Source organism: Mesorhizobium sp. RSR565B (assembly GCF_054719465.1).
Genome location: NZ_JBTTIE010000001.1, coordinates 4,655,777 through 4,669,139 on the forward strand (window position 1 = coordinate 4,655,777; position 13,363 = coordinate 4,669,139).

A 13,363-nucleotide genomic window follows, 5' to 3' on the forward strand; every position below is an offset into this window, starting at 1 on the left:
TTTCCGACAAATGTGCGTCCTATCTACTTCGGCGAGATCGCGGCAAGGCGCCGTGATTGGGTAGAATGAGACCACCGGGTTCGGCGTGTCGGATCATAGGGCTTTTAGTCGATGCGCGGAAAAGTCGTTCTGGCGGTGGTGGTGGCAGCGGCCTGTGTCGCCGCGGCGTGGGTCTATTTTTCGCCGGCGGCGACGAGCAGTCTGCAGCAGATGCTGCCGGGCGCCAGGCAGACGGCAGCAGCGGACAAGCCGGTTGGATCGGACAAGGCTTCGGCCGACAATGCTGGCGGCAAATCCGGCGCCGGCGGTAATGCCACCCGTTCGGCCTCGATCGTTTCCGCCACCGCGACGACAGCCGATTTCCCGATCCGCCGCTATGCCATCGGCTTCGTGTCGTCGCCGGCCGTGGTCAACATCAACGCCCGCGTGTCCAGCCAGATCGTATCGATCGACGTCAAGGACGGCCAGATGGTGAAGGCAGGCGACCTTTTGTTCTCGCTCGACGACCGGGCGCTCAAGGCGCAGCTTGCCAAGGATCAGGCGACGCTCGCCAAGGACCAGGCCCTGCTAACCAGTTCGGGCTCCGACCTCCAGCGCGCCAAGGATCTCGTCGCCAAGCAGGCCGGCACGCAGCAGACTTACGACCAGGCGGTGGCGGCGCAAAAGGCTGCCGCGGCGACGGTCGATGCCGACAAGGCGACGATCGACGCCGACAATGTCCAGCTCGGCTTCGCCAGCATCAAGGCGCCGATTGCCGGCCGGCTGGGCGCGGTCAACGTTTCGGTCGGTGACCTGGTCACCTTGAGCAACGGCAACTCGAGCACGGCCACGCCGCTGGTGACGATCACCGAGATGGATCCGCTGCAAGTCAACTTCAACCTGCCGGAGAGCAACCTGGCGCTGCTGCACAAGGCGCTGGCCAACCCGCAGCAAGGCGCGGTGACGCTGACCAAGGATGGCGATCCGACGCCGATCGGCAACGGCACGCTCGACTTCGTCGATTCCAGCGTCGACACCGCGTCCGGCACCATCGCGACACGGGCGAGCATTCCCAATGCCGATCTTTCACTGTGGCCCGGCCAGTATGTGAATGTCGTGCTCGACGCCGGCATCATGCCGCAGATGACATCCATCCCGACGGTCGCGGTCCAGCCCAGCCAGAAGGGGCCGTTCGTCTATGTCGTCAAGCCGGACAACACGGTAGAGATGCGGCCGGTGCAGGTGGCGCTGACCGAAGGCGAAAACAGCGCCATCAGCGAGGGCGTCAAGTCAGGCGAGAAGGTTGTCGTCGAGGGCCAAACCAGGCTGAAGGACGGCGCCAGCGTGCATGAAGGCAAGGCAACTGCCGGCCGTCAGGCAGCGCCTAAGGTGGCGGAAGCCGACAAAGCCGGCGGAGCTGCCCAATGATCTCCGAATTCTGCATAAGAAGGCCTGTCGCGACGCTGCTGATGTCGTTCGCCCTCGTGCTGGGCGGGCTGTTTGCCTACAAGTTCCTGCCGGTGGCGGCATTGCCGAGCGCCGAATTCCCGGTCGTCAACGTCTCGGCCAACCTGGCCGGCGCGTCACCCGAAACCATGGCCACTTCGGTGGCGACGCCGCTGATCAAGCAGTTCGCCACCATTGCCGGCATCGATTCGATCTCAACCAGCAATTCGCTGGGACGCACGTCGATCGCCATCCAGTTCGTGCTCAACCGGGATATCGACGCGGCGGCCGCCGACGTGCAGGCGGCGATCGCGCGCACGCAGCGGCAACTGCCGCCCGAGATGACAGCGCCGCCGAGCTATCGCAAGGTCAATCCGGCCGACGCGCCGATCCTTCTGATGTCGCTGGTCAGCGACACGGTTCCGCTCACCGACCTCGACGCCTTCGCCGAAAACGTCATCTCGCCCTCGCTGTCGACCATCGACGGCGTGGCGCAGGTGTCGATCTTCGGCCAGCAGAAATATGCGGTGCGCGTGCAGATCGACCCGACGGCGCTGGCGGCGCGCGGCATTTCGATCGACCAGCTGCAGACTGCAATCGCGTCGGCCAACTCCAACACGCCGCTCGGCGTCTTGCAGAACGACAAGCAGCAGCTGACCATCACGGCCAACACGCAGCTCACCGATGCCGCCGGGTTCTCCAACCTCATCATCGCCACCAAGAACGGCCATCCGGTGCGGCTGGGCGAGGTGACGCGCGTCATCGACTCGGTCGAGACCACGACGACTGCAAGCTGGTATGACGGCACGCGCGCCATCATCCTGGCGGTGCAGCGCCAGCCCGACGCCAACACGGTCGACGTCGTCGACAAGGTCAAGGCGATGCTGCCGTCGTTCAAGGACCAAATGCCGGCCGCCGCCGACATCAAGCTGCTCAACGACCGTTCGACCTCGATCCGCCAGGCCGTCGACGACGTCCAGTTCACGCTGCTTCTGACGATCGCTTTGGTGGTGATGGTGATCTTCGTCTTCCTGCGCCGGGTGACCGCAACCATCATTCCGGCCGTGGCGGTGCCGATCTCGCTGATCGCGACGCTCGGCGCCATGTTCCTGTTCGGCTTTTCCATCGACAACATCTCGCTGATGGGCCTGACGCTCGCAGTCGGCCTCGTCGTCGACGACGCCATCGTCATGCTGGAAAACATCTTTCGCCACATGGAGGAGGACGGTCTCTCGGCCTTCGATGCCTCGCTGAAAGGCGCGCGCGAGATCGGCTTCACCATCATCTCGATCTCGATCTCGCTGGTGGCGGTGTTCATCCCCGTGCTTTTGATGGGCGGCGTCATAGGCCGCATCTTCAACGAATTCGCCGTCGTGGTGACGGTCGCCATCCTGGCTTCGATGTTCGTGTCGCTGACACTGACGCCGATGCTGTGTTCGCGCTTGCTGTCGGTGACCAAGGCCGATCGGGACAAGCATGCCCCCGGCCACAAGCACGATATCGTCACCCGCGGCTATGACCGGCTTTTGACCTTCTGCCTGCGCCACACTTTTCTGGTGTTCCTCGTCTTCGCCGGCACGGCGGCAGGGTCGGTCTGGCTGATCGAGGTCTCGCCGAAAGGCTTTTTCCCGCAAGAGGATATCGGCCAGATCTCGGTGACGACGATCGCCAGGCAGGACATCTCCTACGACGCCATGGTCAAGCTGCAGAACCAGGCGGCAAGTGTCTTCTCGCGTTCGCCCTATGTCTCGCATGTGGCCTGGTCAGCCGGCGGCGGCAACAATGCGCTGAACCAGGGCCAGCTCTATGTGCAGCTGAAGGACAAGAGCCAGCGCCCCGACATCGACAAGGTGCTGTCGGATCTGCGGCGGCAGCTGGCCGTCGTGCCGGGGATCGATGCCTATATGCAGCCGGTGCAGAACCTGCGACTTGGCGCGCGTTCTTCCGCCAGCGCCTACCAGCTCGTCGTTCAGGGCCTCGATACCGGCCTGACCGACACATGGGCGCAAAAGCTCAACGATGCGATGGCGGCCGATCATGCGAATTTCACCGACGTCACCAGCGATCTGCAGAACAATTCATTGCAGGCGACGCTGGTGGTCGATCGCGACAAGGCGGCGTCGCTCGGCATCGACACCGACACGCTGCGCTCCAGTCTCTATGGCGGCTTCGGCACGGAGCAGGTCTCGACGATCTTCGGCTCGGCCGACAGCTACGAAGTCATCATGGAGCTCGATCCCAACATCGAATGGTCGCCCGAGCGCATGCTGGCCATCCAGGTCAGGACGGCAAGCGGCAGCCTGGTGCCGCTCGGCGCCTTTGCCCGCGTCGACCGCACCGCCGGCGCGCTGACGGTCAACCAGCTCGGCCAGCTGCCGGCGGTGACCATCTCCTACAACCTGCCGCAAGGCGTGGCGCTGGGCGACAGCACGGCCCGCATCGCCGCGCTGAAGGAGCAGATCGGCATGCCGCCGGCGATTTCGACCAGCTTTGCCGGCACCGCCAAGACCTTCCAGGATTCGCTGGCCAATCAGGGCCTGCTGATCGGCGGCGCCGTTCTGACCATCTATATCGTACTCGGCATCCTCTATGAGAGCTTTATCCATCCGCTGACCATTCTGACCGGCCTGCCTTCGGCGGTGCTGGGCGCGGTGGTCGCGCTGCGCTTTGCCGGCATGGACCTGTCGGTGATCGCGGTGATCGGCATCCTGATGCTGATCGGCATCGTCAAGAAGAACGGCATCATGATGGTCGACGTCGCGCTGGAGCTGCGACGAGAAGGCATGTCGGCCAAGGAATCCATACACAAGGCGTGCCTGATGCGTTTCAGGCCGATCATGATGACGACGTTGGCGGCGCTGATGGGCACGTTCCCGATCGCGCTCGGCACCGGCGCCAGTGCTGAGCTGCGCCAGCCGCTCGGTGTCGCGGTGGTTGGCGGTCTCCTGGCGTCGCAGGCGCTGACGCTGTTCGTCACCCCTGTCATCTATGTCTATTTCGAGAATTTCTCCGGCTGGCTGGTGAGCTTCTTCTCTTGGAAAAAGAACAGGCCGGAGCTGCATGCGGTCGAGAGCGGCGAGCAGGCCTCGCTGTTCGCTCCCGAGGATCGGCTCGAGCCGCAAAGGGCCGCCGCCGAATAGGCGATAGCCCGTGGCCCAAGCTGTCATGCTTGCGGCCGCGTGCCGCCGATCCTAATCTGAGGGTCATGTCCCATGATCATGACCACGACAATGAGCTCGACCCATTTGCGGCGCGCGTGCGCGCGCTGGAGACCATCCTCACCGAAAAAGGCCTGATCGATCCGGCGGCGATCGACGTCATCGTCGACACCTACGAGACCAAGATCGGGCCGCGCAACGGCGCCAGGGCGGTGGCGAAAGCCTGGAGCGATCCGGCCTTTGCCGAGTGGCTGAAGCGCGACGCGACTGCGGCGATCACCTCGCTGGGCTACACCGGCCGCCAGGGCGAGCACATGCAGGCGGTGTTCAACACGGACGAGACGCACAACCTCGTCGTCTGCACGCTGTGCTCCTGCTATCCGTGGTCGGTGCTCGGCCTGCCGCCGGTCTGGTACAAGGCGCCGCCCTATCGCTCGCGCGCCGTGATCGATCCGCGCGGCGTGCTGGAGGAGTTCGGGCTGACCTTGCCGGCGGAGAAAAACATCCGCGTCTGGGATTCGACTGCCGAACTGCGCTATCTCGTGGTGCCGATGCGGCCTGACGGTACCGAAGGCTGGAGTGAGGACCAACTCGCCGAACTGGTCAGCCGCGATGCGATGATCGGCACGGCGGTGGCCAAAGAACCCGGGACAAAGAAGGTACCGGCATGAACGGGCCGCAGGATCTCGGTGGGCAGATGGGTTTCGGGCCGGTCGCGCCCGAAAAGGACGAACCGTATTTTCATGCGGATTGGGAGAGGCGGGCGCTCGGCGTGACGCTGACTGCCGGCGCCATGGGCGCGTGGAACATCGACGAGAGCCGGCACGCCAGGGAATCGCTGCATCCGGCCGTCTATTATTCCTCAAGCTACTACCAGATATGGATCAAAGCGCTCGAGGTGCTGCTGAAGCGCCATGGCTTCGTCAGCGAGCGCGATCTGACGGAAGGTCGGGCGGTCGATCCGGCGGCGACGCCCAAAAGGGTGTTGAAGGCCGAAAACGTTCCGGCGGTGCTGGCCAAGGGCAGTCCCTGCGACCGGCCGGTCGAGACGGCGCCGCGCTTCAAGGCCGGCGACCCGGTGCGGACAAGGAATTTCAATCCCACCGCCCACACGAGGCTGCCGCGTTATGCGCGCGGCAAGCACGGAGTTGTCGAGGCCGTGCGTGACGGTTTTGTGTTCCCCGACAGCAACGCGCATGGCAACGGTGAAAACCCGCAATGGGTCTATACCGTGGTCTTCGATGGCTCGGAAATCTGGGGCGAGGGCGCCGACCCGACGCTGAGCGTCTCGATCGATGCCTGGGAGAGCTATCTTGAGCCGGCCTGAAGGTGCACTGCCGGCGGGTCTGGACGAACCGGTATTCGCCGAACCCTGGCAGGCCGAAGCCTTCGCCATGACGGTGGCGCTGCACGACAAGGGCCTGTTTTCCTGGGCCGAATGGGCCGATGCGCTGTCGGCGCAAGTGAACAAGCCGGGCGCCGCAAGCGATGGCCACGATTATTACGAGCATTGGCTGGCTGCGCTGGAGACGCTGCTGGCGGCCAAGGGCGTCGCGGGAAAAAGTGACGTCGACACGCTCGCCGCCGCCTGGGAACGCGCCGCGCATGCAACCCCGCACGGCAAGCCGATTTTGTTGGAGAACGATCCCGGGCCGACCAGAGGTAGCGGCGGCGGCGCGAACATATAGTCCGCCTGTGGTTGGTGTTTGAAATCTGGCGGCCGATGCAACTAATTTTCGACGACCATGCGTTCGTCGTCCCCATAGACAAACGCCTCAACGACGGCGAAGCGGCCACGGTTTTTGGAAATGGCGACGAAGTCGTTGTCACCCAAGTGGAGGATCACTTGCTCGTCGCTGATGGTAACACGTCTATGGTTCTGGCATTTTCGTCACTCAGACAGGCCGTGACCTCGGTATATATCGCGAACCCTGCGTCATCCGACAAGGAGACAACGATGCCATAACCAGGTTCGCCGATTTCGATCTTCTTTATCGACTTTCCGATCAGCCTGTCTGCGAACGACCTCATCAATATCCTCGCTTATAGGTGTCTGCGCCGATCTGCATCTCGATCATGTCCGTGATAGTGGCATTGCCCGATCTAGGTTCAAATGCCTGAATTCAAATCGTTCGTTATCCGCTTGCATGTTCACTTTACGTTCGCATTTGCGCCTGCTAGTTTGTCCCGTTGAAGGTGAGGCAATCCCATCGTTTTAAGCGGTGTTAGCACCAAGCTTGTCTTTCTCTCGCGAATCCGGTCTGTCGAACCGATGGAATTCTCCCCCCAACAGGACGAGGCTCTGAAAGCGGTGGCGCGCTGGCTGAAAGAGGGCCGGCCGCAGGTCTTCCGGCTGTTCGGCTATGCCGGCACCGGCAAGACCACGCTGGCGCGCTATTTTGCCGAGCATGTCGACGGGCAGGTGCAGTTCGCCGCCTTCACCGGCAAGGCGGCGCAGGTGCTGCGTTCCAAGGGCGCGGTCAATGCTCGCACCATCCATTCGTTGATCTACCGGCCGAAGGGCGAGGAATCGGTGTCGGACGAGGTGACGGGCAAGACCTCGATGTCGCCGACCTTCTCGCTCAACCGGCAAAGCCCTATTTCACGGGCGAAGCTGGTGGTCATCGACGAATGCTCGATGGTCGACGAGCAGCTTGGCCGCGACCTTCTGAGTTTTGGCACGCCGATCCTGGTGCTTGGCGATCCGGCGCAGCTGCCGCCGATCTCGGGCGGCGGCTTTTTCACCGAGCATGAGCCGGATGTGCTCTTGACCGAAATCCACCGCCAGGCGCGCGACAATCCGATTATCCAGCTGGCGCTCGACGTGCGCGAGGGCCGCGAGTTCATGCGCGGCGACTACGGCACCGCGCAGGTCATCGGCAAGGAGGACGTCACCCAGGAGCTGGTGCTGAAGGCGGACCAGGTGTTGGTCGGCACCAACCGCACACGCCGCCGCTACAATCAGCGCCTGCGCGAGCTGAAGGGTTTCAATGCCGATTATCCGCAGGCCGGCGACAAGCTGGTCTGCCTGCGCAACGACCCCGCCAAGGGCCTGCTCAACGGTTCGCTGTGGAAGGTGATGACCTCGTCGCGCGAGACGGTGAAGCCGGGCATCAACCTTCTGGTCTCGCCCGAGGAGGACGATCCCGACCGCGGCGTCGCCAAGATCAAGCTGCTCAAGTCGGCTTTCGAGGATCCGGACGCCGATATCCCCTGGCAGCAGAAGAAGCGCTTTGACGATTTCGACTATGGCTACGCGCTGACCGTGCACAAGGCGCAGGGTTCGCAGTGGAACGACGTCGTGCTGTTCGACGAGAGCTGGGCGTTCAAGGAAACCCGCCAGCGCTGGCTTTATACCGCCATCACGCGGGCGGCAGAGCGGCTGACGATTGTTAGATAACTGGCGTTGGATAGCTGGCGTTAGATAGCCGGCGTCAGGTAGCAGCCGGCGCAGCAGGGCTGAGTGGCGTCGCACCCAGCCATTGCCAGGCATCCGCTTCGTCCTCGGCCGCGAAGTGCCTGAACTCGATGGGTGGCGAAGCCGGAAGGAAGTTCCGCGCATCCGCTATCCAGTCCGGCTCACCGATCGTCGCGCACCGGGCGATATGCTCTAGCGCATGAACCGTACCTTGTTTCAGCGTCTCGTCGTCCATATCGATCCAGTCGACGCCCTCATGGTCGACCAGCCGCACCAAGACGTCGATCCTCGGGTGCAGCGCGTAGGCAGCCTCCAGCAATCCGAACAGATTTTCGCCGTCGGCGGCCGATACATGGCCGACGACGTCGATGGCGAAAAGGTCCTCACGGTTGGTTTCGAGGCGGCGGATCGCGGGCACGGATTGGAGAAAATTCATTGGCTGGGTTCCCCCTTGCGAGCAGATGTCCTCACTGGAACACCCGAAAGCCCCTGTCTGTTCCCATCAAAGGCAGTATAGATGCGCTGCACAAACAGCCGGACCTCACGCCATGCCCGCGAAACTCTCGGTCAATCTCAACGCCATCGCCATGCTGCGCAACCGCCGCGACCTGCCGTGGCCGAGCGTCACCGGGCTCGGCCGCCTGGCGCTGGCGGCCGGCGCGCACGGGCTGACGGTTCATCCGCGGCCCGACGAGCGCCACACCAGGCATTCCGACCTGCCGGAGATCCGGGCGCTGATCGACGACGAGTTTCCCAAGGCGGAATTCAACATCGAGGGCTACCCGACCGAGGATTTTCTGGCGCTTGTGGAAAGGCACCAGCCGGAGCAGGTGACGCTGGTGCCCGACGATCCGGCGCAGGCGACATCGGACCATGGCTGGAACTTTGCCGCCGAGGCGGCGTTCCTTATCCCGATCGTCAAGCGTCTGAAAAAAGGGGGCTTCCGCGTGTCGCTGTTTTCCGATCCGGATCCCACCGGCGTCAATGCCGCGCGCGACACCGGCGCCGACCGCATCGAGCTCTATACCGGGCCCTACGGCAGCTACCATTCCGATTCCGCCAAGGCGCGGAAGGAGCTGGAAAGATTGGGAAAAACCGCGGATGCCGCACTCGCCGCCGGGCTCCAGGTCAATGCCGGGCACGATCTGGTGGTGAACAACCTTCCGGCATTGGCAAAGCGCATTCCGGCATTGGCCGAAGTGTCTATCGGACACGGGTTGACAGCCGATGCGTTGGAGTATGGCATGGCCGGCACGGTGGGGCGGTTTCTGAAGGCTTGCGGTTGGTAGCGGTGGAAGGCTCGTGTCGAAGGTGATATCGCATGACAGCAAGCAAGGCGCACCGCGCGGTGATCGGGGAGTAGTCGATGGCTCTTTCCAGCATCGGTAGCGAGGCTGAACCCGTCGAACAACCGAACCACTCCCACACTGAACAGCACAGCACCAAAGTTCTGATGCTGGGCGCGCTTGGCGTCGTCTATGGCGATATCGGCACCAGCCCGATCTATGCCTTCCGCGAGGCGCTTCACGCTTCGCCTGGTACCGACACGCGTATAGATGTCCTGGGCGTGCTGTCGCTGATCGTCTGGGCGCTGACGATTATCGTCACCATAAAATACGTCGCTTTCGTGCTTCGCGCCGACAACAAGGGCGAGGGCGGCACGCTGTCCCTGATGGCGCTGGCGCGCAGCGCCTATCCAAAAGGCGCCAAGCTTATCCTCGGCATCGGACTTTGCGGGGCGTCGCTTTTTTTCGGAGACGCTATCATAACTCCGGCCATTTCCGTGCTGTCGGCAGTTGAGGGCCTGGAAGTGGTGACACCGACGCTGGAGGCCTATGTCGTTCCGATCACCTTGGTCATCCTGGCATTTCTGTTCTCCGTGCAGCGCTTCGGCACGGGGAAGGTGGCGGCAGTATTCGGGCCGGTGACGGCGCTATGGTTCCTGGCCATCGGCGTTTCCGGGCTCTACCACCTGATGGACGATCCTTCGGTGCTGTTGGCGATCAACCCGTATTATGCGATCGCCTACTTAGCCGGCACGCCGACCGCCGCTTTCGTGACCGTTGGTGCAGTGTTCCTGGCGGTAACGGGGGCCGAGGCGCTTTATGTCGACCTTGGACATTTCGGGCGCAAGCCGATCGTGCTCGCGTGGTTTTCCGTGGTGTTTCCTTGCCTGCTGCTCAACTACTTCGGCCAGGGCGCCTTTGTATTGGCGAATGGCGGCAGGCCGACCAATCCATTCTTCGAGATGTTGCCGGATTGGGCGCTGATGCCAATGGTCGGCTTGGCAACGGCCGCCACCGTGATCGCCAGTCAGGCGGTGATCTCGGGTGCTTTTTCGCTGGCACGCCAGGCAGTGCAACTCAACCTGCTGCCCCGCATCGAGGTGCAGCACACGTCCGAAATGCAGAGCGGCCAGATTTATATGCCGCGCGTCAACCTGCTCATCGCCCTGGGAGTGATGCTGCTGGTTGTCGGCTTCGGCAGCTCGAGTTCGCTGGCTTCCGCTTACGGAATTTCGGTGACCGGCGAGATGCTGATGACAACCATTCTGCTGTTCGTTGTCATGCGCAATTTGTGGAAATGGCAGCTTGGGCTCGCCCTGGCATTGGCGCTGCTGTTCGGCACCATCGACATGGGTTTCTTCCTGGCGAATGTCGTCAAGATCGTGGAAGGCGGATGGGTGTCAATATCCGTTGCCTGCCTCATGGGGCTGATCATGACCACCTGGATACGCGGCAGCCGCTATCTCTTCGACAAGACCCGGCGCAACGAAATCCCGCTCGATTTCCTCGCCGGCAATCTGTTGAAGAAGAAGCCGCAGCTGGTGTCCGGCACCGCCGTGTTCCTGACCAGCGATCCGCAAAGCGCGCCGACAGCGCTGATGCACAGCCTGAAGCACTACAAGGTGCTGCACGAGCAGAACGTCATTCTGTCGGTGGTCACCGCACCGCAGCCGCTGGTGCCCGACAGCGAACGGGTCAAGATGGAGACAGTCAACGAGTTGTTCATGCGGGTGACGCTGACCTTCGGCTATATGGAGCAGCCCAACATTCCGCGCGCGCTGGCGATCTGCCGCAAGCAGGGCTGGAAGTTCGACATCATGACGACTTCGTTCTTCCTGTCGCGGCGCTCGCTCAAGGCATCGCCCAATTCCGGCATGCCGGTGTGGCAGGACAAGCTGTTCATCGGGCTCGCCCGCTCGGCGGCCGATGCGACGGAGTATTTCCAGATCCCGACCGGACGTGTGGTCGAGATCGGCACGCAGGTGGCGATCTGAGGTTTCCGGCAGCCTTTGACGCCACGCACCGGTCATTGCGGGGCAAGCCCTGCGCTGGGAACATGGTAGCCCTACCGTCACGGCACTTGATATTGCATCGCAGCAAGCGTAGAGCACCGCGCGCTTATCGGAGTGTCGTCCATGGCCCTTACCAATGCTGGTATTGAGGCAGAACCCGTCGAACAATCGAGCCATCCCGAAATCGAACAGCACAGCACCAAAGTTCTGATGCTGGGCGCGCTCGGTGTGGTCTATGGCGACATCGGCACCAGCCCGATCTACGCCTTCCGGGAAGCGCTTGTTGCGTCCTCCGGCGGCGAAATCGCCGAGCGCGGCGATATTCTGGGCGTGCTGTCGCTGATCATCTGGTCGTTGACGATTATCGTCACCATCAAATACATCATGTTTGTGCTCAGAGCCGACAACCGAGGCGAGGGCGGCGTGCTGTCGCTGATGGCACTGGCGCGCGGCAGTTTCCCGACCCGCTCGGCGATCATCCTGGCCATCGGTATTGTCGGCGCGTCATTGTTCTTCGGTGACGCCGTCATCACGCCGGCAATCTCGGTGCTTTCGGCGGTTGAAGGCATGAATGTCGTTACCCCGACCTTCCAGCCCTACGTCGTGCCGCTGACGCTGGTCATCCTGGCGATCCTGTTTTCGGTGCAGCGCTTCGGCACCGGCGGTGTGGCGCTGATCTTTGGCCCGATCACGGCGGTCTGGTTCCTGGCTATCGGTCTTTCGGGCTTGAACCACATCATCGCCGATCCCGAAATCCTGTGGGCGGTCAGCCCGCACTACATCGTCGCCTTCCTGATCAATTCGCCCGATGTCGCCTTCGTCACCATCGGCGCCATCTTCCTCGCCGTCACCGGTGCCGAAGCGCTTTATGCCGATCTCGGCCATTTCGGCCGCAAGCCCATCGTGCTCGCCTGGCTGGCCATCGTGTTTCCCTGCCTGCTGCTAAACTATGCCGGGCAGGGCGCTTTCGTGCTGGCGAAGAACGGTCACGTCGGCCACCCATTCTTCGAGATGAACGAAGGCTGGACGCTGATCCCGATGGTGGTGCTGGCCACTGCCGCGACGGTTATCGCCAGCCAGGCGGTGATCTCCGGCGCCTTCTCGCTGACCCGGCAGGCGGTGCAGCTCAATATGCTGCCGCGCCTCGAAATCCTGCACACGTCGGAACGGCAGTCGGGCCAGATCTACATGCCGCGCGTCAATGTTTTGCTGGCGTTGGCGGTGATGTTGCTGGTCGTCGGTTTCGGCGAGTCGAGCAAGCTCGCCTCCGCCTATGGCATCTCGGTGACCGGCAACATGTTGGTGACGACGGTGCTGCTGTTCGTCGTCATGACCCGCATCTGGAAATGGCGGCTGTGGGTGGCGGTCGCCATGACGGCGCTGTTCGGCTTCATCGACATCGGCTTCTTCGCCTCCAACATCGTGAAGGTGTTCGAGGGCGGCTGGGCGTCGCTTGCGGTGGCCTTCACCATCGTTCTGGCGATGTGGACCTGGGTGCGCGGCAGCCGCTATCTGTTCGACAAGACCCGGCGCAACGAAATCCCGCTCGATTTCCTCGCCGGCAATCTGCTGAAGAAGAAGCCGCAGCTGGTGTCCGGCACCGCCGTGTTCCTGACCAGCGATCCGCAAAGCGCGCCGACAGCGCTGATGCACAGCCTGAAGCACTACAAGGTGCTGCACGAGCAGAACGTCATTCTGTCGGTGGTCACCGCCCCGCAGCCGCTGGTGCCCGACAGCGAGCGGGTCAAGATGGAGACAGTCAACGAGTTGTTCATGCGGGTGACGCTGACCTTCGGCTATATGGAGCAGCCCAACATTCCGCGCGCGCTGGCGATCTGCCGCAAGCAGGGCTGGAAGTTCGACATCATGACGACGTCGTTCTTCCTGTCGCGGCGCTCGCTCAAGGCATCGCCCAATTCCGGCATGCCGGTGTGGCAGGACAAGCTGTTCATCGGGCTCGCCCGCTCGGCGGCCGATGCGACGGAGTATTTCCAGATCCCGACCGGACGTGTGGTCGAGATCGGCACGCAGGTGGCGATCTGAGGGGTCTCGAAGGGATAAATC

At 62.8% G+C, this 13,363-nt stretch carries 11 protein-coding genes; 10 read left to right on the forward strand and 1 reads right to left on the reverse strand.

Annotated elements, in window-relative coordinates; genetic code table 11:
* Nucleotides 1-111 precede the first annotated feature (111 nt).
* The 7 genes from ACYG9R_RS22315 (at nucleotide 112) to ACYG9R_RS22345 (ending at nucleotide 7,983) form a co-directional block, all read left to right on the forward strand.
* Complete coding sequence (locus ACYG9R_RS22315; RefSeq protein WP_023823132.1) at nucleotides 112-1,407, forward strand: efflux RND transporter periplasmic adaptor subunit; 1,296 nt, start codon at nucleotides 112-114, stop codon at nucleotides 1,405-1,407.
* Nucleotides 1,404-4,565 (forward strand): efflux RND transporter permease subunit, encoded by a 3,162-nt coding sequence (locus ACYG9R_RS22320; protein WP_023823131.1) that lies wholly within the window; start codon nucleotides 1,404-1,406, stop codon nucleotides 4,563-4,565. The genes ACYG9R_RS22315 and ACYG9R_RS22320 overlap by 4 nt, the downstream gene beginning before the upstream one ends.
* A gap of 65 nt (nucleotides 4,566-4,630) precedes the next feature.
* Complete coding sequence (gene nthA / locus ACYG9R_RS22325) at nucleotides 4,631-5,254, forward strand: nitrile hydratase subunit alpha (protein ID WP_023690920.1); 624 nt, start codon at nucleotides 4,631-4,633, stop codon at nucleotides 5,252-5,254.
* Entirely contained in the window at nucleotides 5,251-5,910 is a 660-nt protein-coding gene (gene nthB / locus ACYG9R_RS22330) for a nitrile hydratase subunit beta (protein ID WP_023822146.1), read from the forward strand. The genes nthA and nthB overlap by 4 nt, the downstream gene beginning before the upstream one ends.
* Nucleotides 5,897-6,271: a nitrile hydratase accessory protein gene (locus tag ACYG9R_RS22335; protein ID WP_023690922.1), complete on the forward strand. Its 375-nt coding sequence runs from the start codon at nucleotides 5,897-5,899 to the stop codon at nucleotides 6,269-6,271. Before nthB ends, ACYG9R_RS22335 begins: the two co-directional genes overlap by 14 nt.
* A gap of 35 nt (nucleotides 6,272-6,306) precedes the next feature.
* Nucleotides 6,307-6,549 (forward strand): hypothetical protein, encoded by a 243-nt coding sequence (locus ACYG9R_RS22340; RefSeq protein WP_155921648.1) that lies wholly within the window; start codon nucleotides 6,307-6,309, stop codon nucleotides 6,547-6,549.
* A gap of 306 nt (nucleotides 6,550-6,855) precedes the next feature.
* Nucleotides 6,856-7,983: an ATP-dependent DNA helicase gene (locus ACYG9R_RS22345; protein WP_023668361.1), complete on the forward strand. Its 1,128-nt coding sequence runs from the start codon at nucleotides 6,856-6,858 to the stop codon at nucleotides 7,981-7,983.
* Between the two features lie 34 nt (nucleotides 7,984-8,017).
* Here the strand turns inward: ACYG9R_RS22345 and ACYG9R_RS22350 are convergent, their stop codons facing one another.
* Nucleotides 8,018-8,437 carry a SpoIIAA family protein gene (locus ACYG9R_RS22350; RefSeq protein WP_023690925.1) on the reverse strand — a complete coding sequence of 140 codons (420 nt, stop codon included), beginning with the start codon at nucleotides 8,435-8,437 and terminating at the stop codon, nucleotides 8,018-8,020.
* Nucleotides 8,438-8,549: 112 nt separating this feature from the next.
* Here ACYG9R_RS22350 and ACYG9R_RS22355 point away from each other — a divergent pair, with 112 nt between their 5' ends.
* The 3 genes from ACYG9R_RS22355 to ACYG9R_RS22365 all read left to right on the forward strand — a co-directional run bounded on the left by ACYG9R_RS22355 (nucleotide 8,550) and on the right by ACYG9R_RS22365 (nucleotide 13,342).
* Complete coding sequence (locus ACYG9R_RS22355; RefSeq protein ID WP_023690926.1) at nucleotides 8,550-9,290, forward strand: pyridoxine 5'-phosphate synthase; 741 nt, start codon at nucleotides 8,550-8,552, stop codon at nucleotides 9,288-9,290.
* A 77-nt stretch (nucleotides 9,291-9,367) separates the two neighbouring features.
* Nucleotides 9,368-11,281 (forward strand): potassium transporter Kup, encoded by a 1,914-nt coding sequence (locus tag ACYG9R_RS22360; RefSeq protein ID WP_023823130.1) that lies wholly within the window; start codon nucleotides 9,368-9,370, stop codon nucleotides 11,279-11,281.
* Nucleotides 11,282-11,422: 141 nt separating this feature from the next.
* On the forward strand, nucleotides 11,423-13,342 hold the full coding sequence (locus ACYG9R_RS22365; RefSeq protein ID WP_286459217.1) for a potassium transporter Kup: 1,920 nt from the start codon (nucleotides 11,423-11,425) through the stop codon (nucleotides 13,340-13,342).
* The last annotated feature ends 21 nt before the right edge of the window (nucleotides 13,343-13,363 follow it).

Excerpts from the sequence above, each read along its gene's own strand:
- ACYG9R_RS22315 (WP_023823132.1), top strand. The coding sequence starts at position 112 with ATGCGCGGAAAAGTCGTTCTGGCGGTGGTGGTGGCAGCGGCCTGTGTC.
- ACYG9R_RS22320 (WP_023823131.1), top strand. The coding sequence starts at position 1,404 with ATGATCTCCGAATTCTGCATAAGAAGGCCTGTCGCGACGCTGCTGATG.
- nthA (WP_023690920.1), top strand. The coding sequence starts at position 4,631 with ATGTCCCATGATCATGACCACGACAATGAGCTCGACCCATTTGCGGCG.
- nthB (WP_023822146.1), top strand. The coding sequence starts at position 5,251 with ATGAACGGGCCGCAGGATCTCGGTGGGCAGATGGGTTTCGGGCCGGTC.
- ACYG9R_RS22340 (WP_155921648.1), top strand. The coding sequence starts at position 6,307 with ATGCAACTAATTTTCGACGACCATGCGTTCGTCGTCCCCATAGACAAA.
- ACYG9R_RS22345 (WP_023668361.1), top strand. The coding sequence starts at position 6,856 with ATGGAATTCTCCCCCCAACAGGACGAGGCTCTGAAAGCGGTGGCGCGC.
- ACYG9R_RS22350 (WP_023690925.1), bottom strand. The coding sequence starts at position 8,437 with ATGAATTTTCTCCAATCCGTGCCCGCGATCCGCCGCCTCGAAACCAAC.
- ACYG9R_RS22355 (WP_023690926.1), top strand. The coding sequence starts at position 8,550 with ATGCCCGCGAAACTCTCGGTCAATCTCAACGCCATCGCCATGCTGCGC.
- ACYG9R_RS22360 (WP_023823130.1), top strand. The coding sequence starts at position 9,368 with ATGGCTCTTTCCAGCATCGGTAGCGAGGCTGAACCCGTCGAACAACCG.
- ACYG9R_RS22365 (WP_286459217.1), top strand. The coding sequence starts at position 11,423 with ATGGCCCTTACCAATGCTGGTATTGAGGCAGAACCCGTCGAACAATCG.